19 protein-coding genes are annotated in these 14,511 nt (G+C 67.0%); 17 read left to right on the top strand and 2 right to left on the bottom strand.

Annotated features, from left to right (window positions below; translation table 11 throughout):
• Positions 1-306, top strand: a 306-nt coding sequence (locus tag N801_RS06610) for a type II secretion system F family protein (RefSeq protein ID WP_035935201.1), incomplete at its 5' end; no start/stop codon positions are given.
• 237 nt (positions 307-543) lie between these two features.
• Entirely contained in the window at positions 544-1,218 is a 675-nt protein-coding gene (locus N801_RS21340; RefSeq protein ID WP_035935133.1) for a hypothetical protein, read from the top strand.
• Here the strand turns inward: N801_RS21340 and N801_RS20980 are convergent.
• Positions 1,209-1,631: a hypothetical protein gene (locus N801_RS20980; protein ID WP_035935130.1), complete on the bottom strand. Its 423-nt coding sequence runs from the start codon at positions 1,629-1,631 to the stop codon at positions 1,209-1,211. The genes N801_RS21340 and N801_RS20980 overlap by 10 nt on opposite strands.
• On the opposite strand from N801_RS20980, the gene N801_RS20975 reads away from it, so the two are divergent.
• The 3 genes from N801_RS20975 (at position 1,630) to N801_RS21865 (ending at position 3,049) form a co-directional block, all read left to right on the top strand.
• Entirely contained in the window at positions 1,630-2,064 is a 435-nt protein-coding gene (locus tag N801_RS20975; protein WP_052112692.1) for a class F sortase, read from the top strand. The two genes, N801_RS20980 and N801_RS20975, sit on opposite strands and share 2 nt — an antisense overlap.
• Positions 2,065-2,201: 137 nt before the next feature.
• The gene (locus N801_RS21740; RefSeq protein WP_084108392.1) at positions 2,202-2,348 is read left to right on the top strand and encodes a DUF4244 domain-containing protein; all 147 of its coding nucleotides are present in this window, start codon (positions 2,202-2,204) and stop codon (positions 2,346-2,348) included.
• 248 nt (positions 2,349-2,596) lie between these two features.
• On the top strand, positions 2,597-3,049 hold the full coding sequence (locus tag N801_RS21865) for a helix-turn-helix transcriptional regulator (RefSeq protein WP_084108389.1): 453 nt from the start codon (positions 2,597-2,599) through the stop codon (positions 3,047-3,049).
• 228 nt (positions 3,050-3,277) lie between these two features.
• Here the strand turns inward: N801_RS21865 and N801_RS19625 are convergent, their stop codons facing one another.
• Positions 3,278-3,460, bottom strand: a complete 183-nt coding sequence (locus tag N801_RS19625; RefSeq protein WP_052112691.1) for a hypothetical protein — start codon at positions 3,458-3,460, stop codon at positions 3,278-3,280.
• A gap of 52 nt (positions 3,461-3,512) precedes the next feature.
• On the opposite strand from N801_RS19625, the gene N801_RS20630 reads away from it, so the two are divergent.
• The 12 genes from N801_RS20630 (at position 3,513) to N801_RS06535 (ending at position 14,490) form a co-directional block, all read left to right on the top strand.
• Complete coding sequence (locus tag N801_RS20630) at positions 3,513-3,899, top strand: hypothetical protein (RefSeq protein WP_156996542.1); 387 nt, start codon at positions 3,513-3,515, stop codon at positions 3,897-3,899.
• Positions 3,893-4,831, top strand: a complete 939-nt coding sequence (locus tag N801_RS20625) for a hypothetical protein (RefSeq protein ID WP_156996540.1) — start codon at positions 3,893-3,895, stop codon at positions 4,829-4,831. The genes N801_RS20630 and N801_RS20625 overlap by 7 nt, the downstream gene beginning before the upstream one ends.
• On the top strand, positions 4,828-5,544 hold the full coding sequence (locus N801_RS06575; protein ID WP_245618262.1) for an SAF domain-containing protein: 717 nt from the start codon (positions 4,828-4,830) through the stop codon (positions 5,542-5,544). Before N801_RS20625 ends, N801_RS06575 begins: the two co-directional genes overlap by 4 nt.
• Before the next feature lie 4 nt (positions 5,545-5,548).
• Positions 5,549-6,340 (top strand): CpaE/TadZ family protein, encoded by a 792-nt coding sequence (locus N801_RS06570; RefSeq protein ID WP_035935123.1) that lies wholly within the window; start codon positions 5,549-5,551, stop codon positions 6,338-6,340.
• Complete coding sequence (locus N801_RS06565; protein ID WP_245618260.1) at positions 6,337-7,887, top strand: TadA family conjugal transfer-associated ATPase; 1,551 nt, start codon at positions 6,337-6,339, stop codon at positions 7,885-7,887. Before N801_RS06570 ends, N801_RS06565 begins: the two co-directional genes overlap by 4 nt.
• Positions 7,884-8,753, top strand: coding sequence for a type II secretion system F family protein (locus N801_RS06560; RefSeq protein ID WP_035935120.1), 870 nt, complete (start codon positions 7,884-7,886; stop codon positions 8,751-8,753). The genes N801_RS06565 and N801_RS06560 overlap by 4 nt, the downstream gene beginning before the upstream one ends.
• The gene (locus N801_RS06555) at positions 8,753-9,661 is read left to right on the top strand and encodes a type II secretion system F family protein (protein ID WP_035935117.1); all 909 of its coding nucleotides are present in this window, start codon (positions 8,753-8,755) and stop codon (positions 9,659-9,661) included. The genes N801_RS06560 and N801_RS06555 overlap by 1 nt, the downstream gene beginning before the upstream one ends.
• 79 nt (positions 9,662-9,740) lie before the next feature.
• A complete protein-coding gene (locus N801_RS06550) occupies positions 9,741-9,944 on the top strand; it encodes a hypothetical protein (RefSeq protein ID WP_035935114.1) in 204 nt (67 codons plus the stop codon).
• A complete protein-coding gene (locus N801_RS20130; RefSeq protein WP_342666908.1) occupies positions 9,941-10,360 on the top strand; it encodes a TadE/TadG family type IV pilus assembly protein in 420 nt (139 codons plus the stop codon). The genes N801_RS06550 and N801_RS20130 overlap by 4 nt, the downstream gene beginning before the upstream one ends.
• A gap of 35 nt (positions 10,361-10,395) precedes the next feature.
• Positions 10,396-10,788 carry a TadE/TadG family type IV pilus assembly protein gene (locus N801_RS06545; RefSeq protein WP_245618252.1) on the top strand — a complete coding sequence of 131 codons (393 nt, stop codon included), beginning with the start codon at positions 10,396-10,398 and terminating at the stop codon, positions 10,786-10,788.
• Positions 10,789-10,792: 4 nt separating this feature from the next.
• A complete protein-coding gene (locus N801_RS06540; protein ID WP_035935108.1) occupies positions 10,793-11,236 on the top strand; it encodes a pilus assembly protein TadG-related protein in 444 nt (147 codons plus the stop codon).
• A gap of 26 nt (positions 11,237-11,262) precedes the next feature.
• Positions 11,263-14,490 (top strand): LysM peptidoglycan-binding domain-containing protein, encoded by a 3,228-nt coding sequence (locus N801_RS06535; protein WP_035935105.1) that lies wholly within the window; start codon positions 11,263-11,265, stop codon positions 14,488-14,490.
• Positions 14,491-14,511 lie beyond the last annotated feature (21 nt).

Here is a 14,511-nt window from a genome sequence, read left to right as displayed (position 1 = left end):
GTCGTGGCGAGCGCCCACCGGTGGGGCCAGGACGCGGCGACCGCGTGGACCCACGTGGGCGACGCGTGGCGGCCGGCCTCGATGGCGTGGCAGGCGGCCGAGCGGTCGGGTGCGGCGCCCGCCGGGGTGGTCATGGCCGCAGCCCAACAGATGCGACGTCAGGAGTCGGCGCGGGTCGAGGCGGCCATCCAGCGGGCGGGGGTGCTGCTCGTCCTGCCCCTCGGGCTGTGCTTCCTCCCGGGGTTCATCGCGACGACCGTGGTGCCCGTCGTCCTTCACCTGACGCGCTCCGCCCTCGGCGGCTGACCCGCTCCCGTGGTCAGGATGCACGGTCGATGGAAACCAGAAGTGCCATGAGGGCTAGTCAGCTGTGGGTACTTCGAATGATCAACTGTGACAAGGGTTTCGGCCTTCGCGCGGAAGGTTACGTTCGAACAACGAGAGCAGCACGACGCGCCGCTGCTCCATCCGGGCTCGAGCTCACCAAGGCCGGAGCCGCTCCACCGCCGGTCACACCCGATCGGCACGACGAGGGAGAACCGAATGTCCACCATGATCAAGAGCATCACGCGCGGGGCCGCGACCGCCGGGGTCGCGGGTCTGCTGAGCCTCGGGCTCGCGACGAGCGCCTTCGCCGACCCGCCCACCGGATCCGACGCCAACCAGGCCGAGAACTGGGAGCCCTACCTCGTTGAGGAGGGCTACGTGAACCCCGAATGCTCGAAGCTCACCGACGGCTTCGAGGGTGACACCTGGATCAGCGACGGGGACTACGCCCTCGTGGTCCTCAAGTACGCCACGGAGAACGAGGAGTTCTGGGAGGTCATGGAGGGCGACGAGCTCATGACCGCGACGGAGCAGGGCATCTCGCACATCATCGTCTGCACCGCGGACATGGAGGAGGAGACCCCGACACCGACGCCGACCTCGACGCCGACGACCACGCCCACGTCGACCCCGACGACGACGCCGACCTCGACGCCGACGTCCACGCCGACCACCACGCCCACGTCGACCCCGACGATGACGCCGACCACCACGCCCACGTCGACTCCGACGACGACCACCACGCCGGTCCCGCCGCCCTCGGGCCCGGTCGTCGAGACCGACGTGCCCGCCACGTCAGGCGGCTCACTGCCGATCGTCGCCGGCGGCGCAGCCGTCCTCGCCGGTCTCGGCCTCGCAGCCGCAGCGATGCGTCGCAAGGGTCAGCACTGATCCGACGGTCGTTGGTGATTGAATACGCAGTTCATGGATAGACACGCGTGGGAGCGGGCGGTGCCTGAGGGCACCGCCCGCGTCCCCGCGTCCCGACGAGCACTCGGCACCGTGGGCGCGGCCCTGGTCGCCGCCGGTGCCCTGCTCCTGGCCCAGGGCTGCGGCGGACCGGTGAACGAGGCGGGCACCGCCCCGTCCAGCGCGTCGGCCGTCGCGCCCTCGTCCTCCTCCGCGTCGACCCCGCCGACGCCCAGCACCTCCACCTCGGGCACCCCCACCCTGTCGCCCTCCGCGATGTCGTCCCCGGTGCCCTCGCTGACGAAGACCGCGACCGCGACCGCACCCGCGCGCAGGCCGGCGCCGGTGCCACCCCGGACCGTGAGCCCTCCGAGAGCGAGGACCGGGGCGCCCATGTCGTTCCTGGCTCCCTCGATCGACGTCGCGGGCCCCCTGCGCCGCACGTCCGCCGTCAACGGGGTCGTCAACCCGCCCTCGGGGACGCTGGCATGGGTCTCCGGCTACGGGCGCGTACGACCCGGCGAGGTCGGTACCGCCGTCATCGCCGGCCACGTCGTCAACGGCCGGCGCGCCGACGTCTTCTACGACCTCCAGTCGATCCGGCGCGGCGACAAGGTGACGGTGTTCGACGCCGCGGGCAAGGGCGTCGTCTACACCGTCACGGCCACGCGCGTCGCGACGAAGCTGGCGGTGAGCCGCGACGCCGCGGTCTGGGGCGCCAACCGCTCGGTGAAGCGGATCGCCCTGATCACGTGCGACGACGACGACGGCTTCCGCGCCGACGGCCACCGGGTGTCCAACTTCGTCGCCATCGCCGAGGCGCGCTGACTCCTCTCGCCGTCCACAGGCGCCCCGGCGCCTCCGCCCGTCCACAGGTGCGGGATCTCGGGGTGGTCGGGCCCGGCGCCCTCCGCTGGACTCGTCCCAGGCAGGGAGAAGCCCTGCCCTGATCGAGGAGCTCCGCCGTGACATCACGTCTCTCGCGCCGCCTGGCGCACGTCACCAAGTCCGTCGAGTCGGGGATGACCACGGCGGAGTATGCCGTCGGCACCCTCGCAGCATGTTCGCAGCCTACTTCTCAGTCACCATTCGGCAAACAGCCAAGCGGGTAGCCCTGGCCGAATGTCACGCCTGCTGACCGTCGCTAGGGGTCCGTACCGAGACCCACTAGGCCCGAGAGGACTCTCGAGCAGAGCTCACAACGTCGGGCTCAGAGCGATGACCGCGGATCACGTCACTGTCGTGCGGGAGACCGAGAAGGCGCGCCAGTCGGGAGCGACCTGAGTGTGCGCACTGGTGGAGGAGTGTCGGTGCCAGCAGGGCGCGGATCCACCTAACCCAGCCATAGGGTATTGCCGACATGCGCAAACCCGACTCACTCACCGATCCCACAGCCTTGCGTCTCGCCCGCACACGCAAGGGCCTGACCCAGCACGAGCTTGCGCGCCTAATTGGCGTAGCCGGCGGCGAGCGGGTCTCCCGCTGGGAGCTGGGCACGTCCGAGCCGAGACCCGACATTCTCGTCCGCTTGGCCGAGGTGTTGGACGTCGAGACCACGGTCCTCCTCAGCCCGCTGACGCGGGGGCAGGACCTTCGTCGTCTGCGTACTCTCGCCGGACTCAGCGCCCGACAACTCGCCGATCAAGCCCATCTCTCACTGGCCAGCATCCAAAGATGGGAAGCCGGTCGTGTTCAACACTTGCCGCCCGAGACCGCACTGGCCCGCATTGCAGAAGCAGTGAAGACGACCCCTGCCGCTGTGGCGGACGCATTGAACCAGGCACGACGCTCCACACGCGACCCTCTCGGATAGCCAAGCTCGATCGTGCGCCACTGATGCATTTGTGGTGCGATAGAGCGGCAAGACAACGAACAACAGGGGAGCGTCGTTGTGGGGCGAGGGCTAGGGACGATGACCAACACAACCCACCGATGCGACGACATCGCTGACGGTCTGCGCAGCAAGTGCACTAGTGTGATCGCATCGATTCCTCGTAGTCTGACCGCCCAAAGGACGTTCGCGGCTTAAGCCCATGGAGATCTAGGAGTGGAACACGATGACGAAGGTTCGTAGGAACGGGCGTTTGGTCCCGGTGGTTCTCCTTCTGACCGGGACCTTGGTGTTGGCTGCCTGTAGCCCGGATGAGCCCTCGCCGACTACCTCGACCTCTCCGCCTACCTCTACCTCTACCTCGACTTCGGCGTCGACGTCGACGTCGAGCACTCCGAGTTCATCGCCAACGAGCTCAGAGGCGACTGAGCAGAGAAGTGCCAGGTTGGCCGGCGAGGCGATCGTCTCTTTCTGGGCAAAGCAGGACGAGTTGGCATCTGACCCGCGGCCACCGCTTACCGAACTCGCAACCGTGGCTCGAGGCCAGGCTCTGATGCAGTGGCAGCGCAACCTGACAGATATGCGAAGCAAGGGTCGGAAAACGGTGGGGCGGGTAACTGTGGAAACGGCCCCAGGGGTCCTCGACCCGAAGACCAAGCTCTACCAGGTCTCGGCATGTGTGGATGTCAGCAAGGTGAACGTCGTCGACAAGGCCGGCAAGTCCGTCGTGTCGGCCGAGCGCCAGCCACGGACTCGTTACACCTACAAAGTCCAGCAGGACGATGGCCAGTTCTTTGTCGTGGAAGACCTGCTCAAGGGGGAACCATGTTGATCGGAGTCATCAAGGTCGCACTTCTTTTGGCGGGGCTGGTGGCTTCGACTGGTGGGGTGGCGATGGCCACCCCACCAGTCGAGTGCACCCGCGACCCCTACACGGGGGAGTGCATCATCATCGTGACTGAACCGGAAAACCCTGGCGGCACGGGCACGGGCACGGGGACGGGGACGGGGACGGGGACGGGGACGGGAACTGGAACTGGCACCGGGACTGGAGCCGGGACCGCTCAGAAGTGCATGCACGGTGATGAAGAGGTTCCGTGCGTGGTCGACGAGGGCTACTGGAGCAACCAAAGGCTTTGCTACGTCGCCGCCACGCCACCCTCGGACTGGGCTCCTTCCGACCCGGTATGGGAAGGGCACTACCCCGACGGCGCGGTCTACTCCTGCTGGCTTCCTACGGTGGGAAGCCTCCACTTTTGGTCGGCGACGAGGCCGCCCGGTCCCGCGGCACCTCCGGACCCCAGAGTGCTTGCCAGTCGGGCGATCGCGATGATGAATCTAAGGGCAGTCGAGATCGGTATCGTTCCCGAGCCCCGACCCGGGAGCATCGGCATCATCGGGTTGCCGACTTGGATGTGGGTTCAAAACCCAACAGCGAGCACTGTCGGACCGATCACGAGGTCTGCATCGGCGGGTGGTTTCACTGTGACCGCGACCGCGAAGGTCACGAAGACGGTCTGGAACATGGACGACGGCACATCCGTGATTTGCACCGGCCACGGGACCCCGTATGCCGACAGGTACGGGAAGCAGAGCTCTCCTACGTGCGGGCACACCTACACCCGCCAGGGTCGCTATGCCGTGACGGCAACGAGCTACTGGACGGTGGCGTGGGCCGGGATCGGGCAGAGCGGAAACATCCCGTTGGACTTCTCGAGGACGACCAACATCACCGTGGGCGAAAGCCAGGTGTTGAGCCAATGAGCAACCGGACAGAGATGACCAAGATGGTTGACCGCGCGCAGGAGGCCCCAAGGGAGCAGGGCGCTCGACGTCGGCGTAGCGAGCCGGATCCGGTCTCTGAGGTTGCACCCGCACCGAAGCTGCGACGCCGGCCGGCGTTGATCGCCGCGTCGGTGGCGACGGTCTGCTTGGGCGCCCTGCTGGGTGCATGGGCATGGTCGTCGACCAGTAACGCGCAGCAGGTTGTTGCGGTTCGCAGCACGGTCGAGCGCGGCGAGACGATCGCCCGCGAGGACCTCATGACCGTGCGTGTGGGTGTTGATCCGGCGTTGAAGACGATCCCGGGCGAAGAACTGGCTGGCCTGGTTGGGAGGCGAGCGACGATGGATCTTGCTGAGGGCAGTCTGCTGACCGCCGCGGCGGTGGCGGCGGGCCAAACGATCCCGCCCGCAGGCAAATCCATTGTCGGTGTCGCGCTTCCTGCGTCCCTGCTGCCGGGGGAGCCGCTGCGTTCGGGTGACACGGTGAGGGTCGTTGCCACACCGGGGCAGGAAGGTGAGGTCACGGAGGGCAAACAGGTTGAGATCGAGGCCACGGTGGTGGGTCTGCACCCGGGGGCCGATCAGGGTAAGACGGTGGTGGCCGTGGAAGTCCCCGAGGCTGAGGCCGGTGAGCTGGCTGCGCGAGCGGCCACGGGCAAAGTAGCCATCGTGCTCGACAGTCGGGAGCGTTGAATCCATGGCGCTGATCGTCTTGGAATCGGCCTCTGCCTCTCCGGGCGTCACGGCGACGGCCGTGGGCCTCGCTGTGACGTGGCCCCGTCCGGTTTTACTCCTGGATGCTGACCCGACAGGTGGTTCAGCGATACACGCGGGTTACCTGCGTGGGATGGTCCCCCCTGCCGATTCGTTGCTCGATCTTGCGCTGGCCAACCGTCACGGGCATCTGGTCGAGGCCATCTCGGAGACGTCAAGCCCGATCGAAGGCACGCAGGTCTCGCTGATTTCAGGGATCCGGTCACACGCCCAAGCACCAACTCTGACAGGGCTGTGGAATCCGCTGGCGGCCGCGCTGAAGTCGCTCGAGCGCACCGGCCAGGACGTCATCGTCGACGCGGGCCGATTGGGGCTGGTCGGCTCTGCAGAACCACTGATGTATGCCGCTGATCTCTGCCTGCTCACCACACGATCTGACCTGGTCTCCCTGTCGGGCGCAAGGTCCTGGGCGGCAACCCTGCGGGACGGGTTCGAGCGCACAGGAGGCCTGTCGTCCCTGGGCGTCTTGATGGTCGGTGAAGGAGACCCGTACTCGGCGCGCGAGGTCCGCAAGGTCCTCCAGCTGCCGGTGACCGCCTCGCTGGCGTGGGATCCCGACGCGGCCGCAGTGTTCGCCAAGGGCGCCAAAGCGCCGAAGAAGTTCGACTCGTCACCGCTCGTGCGCAGCCTTCGAGCCGCACAGACCGCGATCACCGCCACAGTCACGGCCAACCGTGCGGACCTCACCCTCCAGCCCGTCGGGAGCTCACGATGACCCAGAACCCGGACTGGACCGAATCCCATAACCCGGCCGACCCGACGGCCTTGCCCATCTTCGGAGACCCCGCCCCTCAGCGACGCGGCAGGGTCCGTGGCACGTTCTCGATGACGCCTCAGGACGAAGCCGCAGCCACCGAATCGAATGACGAGCAGCCAAGGGAGCCCACGTCGCTGCGTCGCGCAGCACAGCGACACGGAAGCGAGCTGGACTGGGACCTCATCGCGACGCTGCGGCAACAGGCATCGGAGCGGCTGAGCACAGCGCTGGGGGAGGACCGGGCACACATGCCGCGCGACGTGCAGCGCGAACGTGGGCGCGCCATCATCCTCGAGCTGCTCAACGACGAGTCCGCCGCACGGATGACAGCCGGGCAGGACTCGTGGACGCTCGCCGAGCAGGGCCAGATGGCCAAGGCCCTCGACGACGCCCTGTTCGGGTTGGGGCGTTTGCAACCACTGGTCGACAACGACCTCGTCGAGAACATCATCATCGCCGGGTCACAGTCGGTGTGGCTCGAGTACAGCGACGGCCGACTCGTGCGAGGACCCGCAGTCGCGACGAATGACCAAGAGCTGATCGACTTCCTGGTCTTCCTCGCGTCACGGTCGGAATCCAACCCACGCCCCTTCTCTGAGGCACAACCACGCCTGCACATGCGGCTGGACGGCGGTGCCCGACTCGCGGCCACCGCGTGGGTTCACCCATACCCCTCGGTGGTGATCCGCCGCCACCGCCTGCGCCAAGTGACTTTGGGCGATCTGGTTGAGCGAGGAACCTTGACCGCCACCGCCGCATCCTTCCTGTCAGCTGCTGTCAAAGCAGGGAAGAACATCGTGGTCTCGGGTGCACAGGGTGCAGGCAAGACAACGTTGGTGCGGGCGCTCTGCGCCGAGATTCCCCGTCGCGAGATCATCGGCACGTTTGAGACCGAATACGAATTGTTCTTGCACGAGCTGAAGGAACAGCACGACATCGTCTTCCCTTGGGAGGCCAGGCCTGGGTCGGGGGAGCGTGGCCCCGACGGTCGGCAGGCGGGCGAGGTCACCTTGTCCGAATGCCTCGTCGACAGCTTCCGGTTCAACCTGAGCCGCCAGATCGTGGGCGAGGTGCGCGGGCCGGAGATCTTGGCGATGTTCAAGGCGATGGAATCCTCCAACGGCTCGATCAGCACCACCCACGCCCGCAACGCAGTCGGCGCACTCGGCAAGCTCGTTACCTGTGCCCTCGAGGCCGGCCCTCAGATCACCTACGACTACTCGATCCGCCAGATCGCTGCCAACGTCGACATCGTGGTCCACGTCCACCTGGACAAGAGCCCCATCGGTGACGACGCCTATCAGCTCGCACGGTGGGTCGAGGAGATCATCACCGTGGAGCCCGGCGAGAGGGAGACGGGCTACTCCTCCCAGACCGTGTTCAAGACCCATCCCGGGCGCCGCGAGGCGCTGCCCTGCGTGATGCCCGATGAGTACCGCGACCTCGAGCTGTGGGGCTTCGACCTCAACGCGTTCTACGCCCAGAACGGCGAAGCTGCGTCATGACACCGCTCGTCCCCGCGCTGGCTGCCGCACTGATCGTCGCGGGCGCGATCGGCGTGCTCGTCGGCGTGCGTGGCACATCCGAGAAGCCGGCCGCACCAACCGGAAGGAGGATGCCGGGGGCGGCGCGAGTGCAGTCGATGACCAAGCGCACCCAGAGGCTGCTCTTCGTCGGGGCTGGCGTCGGCCACCTGGTGGCCATCCTCACCGGGTGGGTCGTGGCGATCATCTTTGTTCCTGCCCTCATCGCCGGCCTGCCCTGGCTGCTGTCATCGCCAGAAGCCAACGACAAGATCGAACGCCTTCAAGCGATGGAGGAATGGACCCGGTCCCTCTCGGGGATCCTGACCGTCGGCGCCGGCCTCGAGCAGGCCCTCATCGCGACCCTGCGGTCGACCCCCGACGAGATCCGTCCCGAAGTGGCGCGGCTGGCCTCGCGCCTGCGCGCCCGGTGGTCCACTGAGGACGCACTGCGGGCCTTCGCCGACGAGGTCGACGACGCTACCGGCGATCTGATCTCCGCGAACCTCATCCTCGCCGCCCGGCGCCGCGGCGCCGGCCTCGCTGCTGTCCTAGAAGCGTTGGCGGAGTCCGTTGCCGCCGACGTCCGGGCCCGACGAGAGATCGAGGCCGACCGGGCCAAGCCACGAGCGACAGCGCGAGCCGTCACGTTCATCACCTTGGGAGTGCTTGGGTTCTTGGCCCTCAACGGTGACTACATCGAGCCGTACGGGTCTCCACTTGGGCAGATGATCCTTCTCACCCTGCTGGCCCTCTACGTCGTCACGTTGATCTGGATGAAGCGTATGGCGCTCGGCGGCAAACTGCCTCGCTTCATTGGGGCGGCCGCGAAGGAGGCGGCGAACTGATGCTGACCGGAATGCAATTGGCGATCACCGCAGGAGCGTTGCTCGGTCTCGGCGTGGTGTTCCTGCTGTGGCGTCTGGCTCCGGCGGACCCCGACCTTGGCCAGGCATTGGAACGGCTCTCACCACGCGCCACGACAGGCGATTCCGGTGAGGCCTCGACCACGGCCACGGACTCGCGTGCCCGGCTCGGCCGCTGGGGGATGAAGACACTTCCCGCGGGGACCTGGGGAAAGGCGCCCGTCAAGGAACTGGCTCTCCTGCGGATCCCGCTCAGCCGGTTCTACGGCGAGAAGATCCTGTTCGCCCTGCTGGGACTGACGATCCCCCCGCTGTTTGGGCTCATGCTGGCCACGATCGGCTTGGGGCTGCCGATCATCCTTCCTGTAGGTGCGTCATTGGCCTGCGCGGTGGCGTTCTTCTTCCTTCCTGACTACAACGCCCGCGATGACGCCAAGAAGGCCCGTGTCGAGTTCAACTGGGCGCTGGGTGCCTACATCGAGCTGGTTGCCTTGGAGCGCAACAGCGGCTCCGGTCCTCGGCAGGCGATGGAACTGGCAGCGGACGTGGGCGACAGCTGGGTGTTTCGCCGTCTCGGGGAAGAGCTTGCCCGCACGCGGTGGTCAGGGGTGACGCCCTGGGAGGCGCTGCACAGCCTGGGCGACCAACTTGGTCTGCCCGAGCTCGATGACTTCGCGGACATCATGCGGCTCTCGGGTGAAGAGGGTGCCCAGATCTACACCAGCTTGCGAGCCCGATCAGCCGGGATGAGAGCAGCCATGCTCAATGCCGAGAAGGCGAAGGCGAACGAGAGCAGCGAACGGATGTCGATACCGATGAGTGCGCTCGGCGTCATCTTCCTCGCCATCCTCGTCGCACCCTCCCTCCTCAGACTGGTGGAGGGGTCCTGAACCTGTTCACGTCATCGATGCAACCACGCATTCATGCCGTCCAACCGGGACCGGCACAACCACAGAAGGGGAGAGCCGCATGCACTATCTGGCCGCAGTTCTACACACGTTGGGCGTCACCGTGTCCGATCACGCAAGCAAGCGCATCAAGGGCGATCCGGAGCGCGGATCCGTGACCTTGGAACAGATCCTGTGGGGTGTGGCCCTCGCGGCCCTCGCGGCCGCTGTTGTGGCCGTCATCCGGACTTTCGTCATGGGTAGGGCTGGCCAGCTCGGCACATGATGTCGCCTCGCTCCTTCCATTTGCCTCTCCCTTTCGTGGGGTCGGGGCAAACCGAGCGTGGCTCGGGGTCGATCCAAAATGTCATCCTGTTGCCGCTGGTGTTCAGTGTGATGTTCCTGGGTCTTCAAGGCGCCCTGCACTACCACGCCCGAACGGTCGCTATCGCGGCCGCGCAGGAGGGCGCGCGAGCGGCAGGAGCTGAAGGGGGTTCTGGTGGGGACGGTTCCGCCGCAGCCTCGAGCTTCGTCGCCGAGGCGGGAGGCTCGGACGTCATCAGAGGGGTCAGGATCACCAGTCGACGCTCTGCCACGAACGCCACGGTCACGGTGGCAGGCAGGCCGCTCACCGTGATTCCCGGGTGGGGACTCATGGTCAGACAATCGGCCACAGTCCCGGTAGAGAGGGTCACCGGATGAGGTGGGGCAAAGGAGGACTGGAGCGAGGGTCAGCGGTGATCGAGGCCGTCATCGGGATCCCTGCGTTCATGCTGTTCATCGGCCTCATCATTGCTGCCGGCCGGTTCACCATCGCCCAGCACAGCGTGGAGTCCGCAGCAAATGCCGCCGCTCGGGCGGCGTCCATCTCCCGTACCCAGGAACAGGCACAGGGTGCAGCCTCCTCGAGTGCTGCCACGACGCTGAACAACCAAGGCCTCAAATGCAGCTCGAAGAGCGTCTCTGTCGACACGACCGGCTTTGCTGCACCGGTCGGGACCCCAGCGCGAGTGACGGCCACGGTCACCTGCCAGGTCCAGGTCGCCGACCTCGCCGTGCCCGGTCTGCCCGGCACCCTTTCCGTCGAGGCGACCATGGCGTCGGCCATCGACACCTACCGAGAACGGTGATCGGATGCAGACCTTGACCAACCCATGGGGCGATGACGAACGCGAACGCGGATCGATCAGCATCGTCCTCGTCGTGGGTGCCGTGGCCATGCTCATTCTGGTGGGACTTGCCGCCGACGTCGGCGGCAAGGTCCACACCCTCGAGCATGCCCGGGACGTGGCCAGGCAGGCTGCGCGAGCAGGCGGGCAACAGCTCGTCGCCCCGGCAGCCATCCGCGGTGAAGGTGTCCGGGCCGACCCGTACGCCGCCCAGCAAGCAGCGCAGGCATACCTTGCCGGGGCTGGCGTGGCAGGGTCAGCCACCGTCATCAACGGCACGACCGTGAGGGTCACCACCACGGAGACCTACTCCACCAAGTTCCTCAACATCATCGGCATCCGATCCTTCACCGTCCACGGTGACGCCGAGTCGAGGATCGTCCGCTCCGCTGGAGGTGTCGAACAATGAGACTGCGCACTCGACTTGTCGGACTGGTGGCCGCCCTCATAATCCTGGGGATCGTCATCGGACTCCCCGTGGCGCTCTTGGCTATCGGGGCCAACCCTCTGCCGGACGAGGTCCCCACCCTCGAGCAGCTCCGCGTCTTCCTCACGAGCCCTGATGACGGAACACTCGCCCTGGGTTTCATCACACTCGTCGGCTGGGCGGCATGGGCCTCACTGGCCGCCTCCCTTGCCATGGAGGGCATCGCCCGGGTCCGCCGCACCTCCCCGCCGCACCTGCCCGGCCTCGCGCTTCCGCAGTCCGCCGCCCGAGGACTGATCGGTGCAGCCCTGTTGCTGTTCGTCACGGCTCCCGTTGGCATGCCGACTGCCCACGGCAGCGTGGGGACGGCAGCGACCGCATCCGCTGCGGTGAGCACCCCGTCGATAGCCGCACCTGTTCCTTCCGGTCAGCTCGCACCCTCTGCGACACCCCAGGCTCAGGTGGTTCCACCCGAGGCGAAGCCCTCCACGATTGAGCACACGGTCAAGCGGGGGGACACGCTGTGGTCTCTGGCCGAAGCGCACCTTGGCGACGGAGCGCGATACGGCGAGATCGTCGAGCTCAACCCCAAGACCCTGGGTGACGACCCCGGCTTCTTGACCCCGGGAACCGCGCTGACCATTCCCACTCCGCATACGAAGGCAGCGGGCGCAGACGACACCAGGGTCGTCGAACTCGGCGACACCCTGTCAGAGATCGCGAAGGATGAGCTCGGTGACCCCGACCGTTACCCGGAGATCTACGCAGCCTCCAAGGACACCGCTCAGCCTGGAGACCGCCGTTTGGTCGACCCAGATCTGATCCTGCCTGGCTGGACGCTCACCATCCCCGGGGCAGCAACACCGGCGACGTCGCCCACTGCCCCCACCTCGAAGGCACCCGCCGAAAGCGTGGCTCCCCCACCGGCCAGCACAGCACCCCACAGCGTGCCGTCGGGCGAGACGCCGGGAGCAGAGACCACCAACCCGCCGGCAGCGTCGACCCCGAGCATCCCCTCAGGCCAATCCGTACCTGCGCCTGCATCCACGGGTGCAGTCGAGGAGACATCCTCCGTCGCACCGTGGATGCTGACTGGACTCGTTGGCGGGGGAGGGGTGCTAGCCGGGTCGATGGCGCTGCTGCTGCTGCGTCGTCGCCGGGCCCAGTTCCGTGCCCGACGTCCGGGACGCACGATCGCAACCCCCAAGCCCGTGCTCATCCCCGTCGAGAAGACCGTGACCGCGATCGGGTCGACGACCGCCCCGACCGTTGAGCACCTTGACGCCGCGCTCCGACGACTGGCGCTCTCGCACACCAGCGCGGGTCAGGCAATGCCCGAAGTGGCGGCCGTCCAGATGACCCAGACCGGCCTCACCCTGCACCTGTCGGGTCCGAGCACCCTCGACGCCCCGTGGCAGGGCACCGAAGACCACCTCCACTGGACGCTGTCGGCGCAGGCGGACCCTGCGACCGTCGAGCCACCCGTCGAAGAACAGCCCGCCCCGTACCCGATGCTCTGCACCATCGGAGCCAGCGACGCCGGCGACGTATGGATGCTCAACCTGGAAGACATGGACCTGGTCATCACCGGAGACGCGGACTACGGACGCGACTTCGCGCGGTACATCGCCGCCGAGATCGCGTGCAACCCGTGGTCTCACGGCGTCAAGGTGGACCTCATCGGGGTCGCCACCGAGGTCGCGGCCATGAACCCCGAACGGATGCGCGTGCACACCGGAGATGACCCGGCCACTGATCTCGTCGCGGACGCTGTGGCCATGATCGACCGCTCTCAGGACGCAGGCACCGACGTTAGCTCCGCTCGAGCAGCGCAGCTGGGAGCCGACCCATGGCCGGCGAGAATGCTGATGGTCGACACAGCCGCGGACACCACACCCGCCCTGGAGCAGCTGCTCGACCTCGTGCGCACCCACGGCGGGCACACCGGCACCAGTGTCGTGGTCAGAGGGGAGGATCTCGCCAGCGACGGAATCGAGGTCCAGATCAGCACATCCGGGCGGATCGTGATGCCAACGTCAGGACTCAACCTGATCGCGGTGGGTCTGACAGCCGACGAAGCACAAGGGTGCGCGGCCCTGCTGGCTCAAAGTGAGGACCTCGAAGATGTCGACATCCCCTCCGTTGACGCAGACGAGGAAAGCTGGAAGGCCTGGACCGACGAGGCTGGGGCTCTTCGAGACGAATACACTCTTCCCCGCAGTAGCCACGACGACGAGGACGAGTGGGCTGATCCGAACGGTGAGGCCGCCCAGGGTGCTGCGTCACCCACGTCGATCCTGACGGATCCGGACGAGGAGTACGTGGAGCATGGGGCGACCACCATCGCCGATCTCAACGCCCTGGCGCCGCGGGTGACTCCTCAAGTTCGTGATGCGGTTCTGAATGCCGACCCGACCCTCGACGACGACTTGGAGCGATGGCACTCAGACGCGTGCGACCTTCCCAGGCTGACCTTCCTTGGCCCGGTCACGGCGCGCACTCGAGGGGCGGCGCTGGCCAAGCGCAAGCCCTACTTCACCGAGCTGCTGGCGTATCTGGTGACGCGCCGGCACGGGGCGACCCCAGACGAGGTCGCGGACACCTTCAATATCTCCCAGACCAAGGCACGCGACTACGTGAACACCGTTCGCGACTGGCTGGGTACCAACCCTCGAACCGGGGACAAGCACCTTCCCGACGCACGCAAAGCACCACTGGCACAAACGCGCGGCACCAGCGTCTACCAGGTGTTGGACGCGCTCGTCGATGCGGACCTGTTCCGTCGCCTCAGAGCGCGCGGCGAGGCGCGCGGGGCCGAAGGAATCGACGACCTCTGCGCCGCCCTGCGCTTGGTCCAAGGACGTCCTTTCGAGAGCCTGCGCAAGGGTGGCTGGTACTGGCTCTCCGAAGGAGATCGGCTTGACCAACACATGGTCTGTGCCGTCGTTGACGTTGCCCATCTAGTCACCACACATAGCCTGCGCAAGGGCGATCTGAAACGCGCCCGCCTGGCCGCCGAAACCGCCGCACTGGCCGCGCCGGACGAGGAGATCCCCCGCCTTGACCTCGCGGCCGTTGCGGCCGCGGAGGGCCATCCCAACGAGGCAGGCAGGATCCTGCGAGACGAGATCCTCAACCGGACTGACGATGACGGACCGCCCGCAGAGCTCTCGGAACGGACCCAACAGATCATCGCCGGAAGGGACTGGCAGAAACACTCCCAGCAAGCCAGCTGACACCAAGCCAAGCCCGACAGA

Source organism: Knoellia aerolata DSM 18566 (genome assembly GCF_000768695.1).
Classification (GTDB): domain Bacteria; phylum Actinomycetota; class Actinomycetes; order Actinomycetales; family Dermatophilaceae; genus Knoellia; species Knoellia aerolata.
The sequence above is the reverse complement of the archived record's forward strand: the minus strand, read 5'-3'. Positions and strand labels throughout refer to the sequence as shown.

Coding starts and splice junctions, on each gene's coding strand:
- N801_RS21865 (WP_084108389.1), top strand. CDS start 2,597: ATGCGCAAACCCGACTCACTCACCGATCCCACAGCCTTGCGTCTCGCC.
- N801_RS06550 (WP_035935114.1), top strand. CDS start 9,741: ATGCACTATCTGGCCGCAGTTCTACACACGTTGGGCGTCACCGTGTCC.
- N801_RS06540 (WP_035935108.1), top strand. CDS start 10,793: ATGCAGACCTTGACCAACCCATGGGGCGATGACGAACGCGAACGCGGA.
- N801_RS20975 (WP_052112692.1), top strand. CDS start 1,630: ATGTCGTTCCTGGCTCCCTCGATCGACGTCGCGGGCCCCCTGCGCCGC.
- N801_RS06555 (WP_035935117.1), top strand. CDS start 8,753: ATGCTGACCGGAATGCAATTGGCGATCACCGCAGGAGCGTTGCTCGGT.
- N801_RS06565 (WP_245618260.1), top strand. CDS start 6,337: ATGACCCAGAACCCGGACTGGACCGAATCCCATAACCCGGCCGACCCG.
- N801_RS06560 (WP_035935120.1), top strand. CDS start 7,884: ATGACACCGCTCGTCCCCGCGCTGGCTGCCGCACTGATCGTCGCGGGC.
- N801_RS06575 (WP_245618262.1), top strand. CDS start 4,828: ATGAGCAACCGGACAGAGATGACCAAGATGGTTGACCGCGCGCAGGAG.
- N801_RS20130 (WP_342666908.1), top strand. CDS start 9,941: ATGATGTCGCCTCGCTCCTTCCATTTGCCTCTCCCTTTCGTGGGGTCG.
- N801_RS06570 (WP_035935123.1), top strand. CDS start 5,549: ATGGCGCTGATCGTCTTGGAATCGGCCTCTGCCTCTCCGGGCGTCACG.
- N801_RS21340 (WP_035935133.1), top strand. CDS start 544: ATGTCCACCATGATCAAGAGCATCACGCGCGGGGCCGCGACCGCCGGG.
- N801_RS20625 (WP_156996540.1), top strand. CDS start 3,893: ATGTTGATCGGAGTCATCAAGGTCGCACTTCTTTTGGCGGGGCTGGTG.
- N801_RS20980 (WP_035935130.1), bottom strand. CDS start 1,631: ATGGGCGCCCCGGTCCTCGCTCTCGGAGGGCTCACGGTCCGGGGTGGC.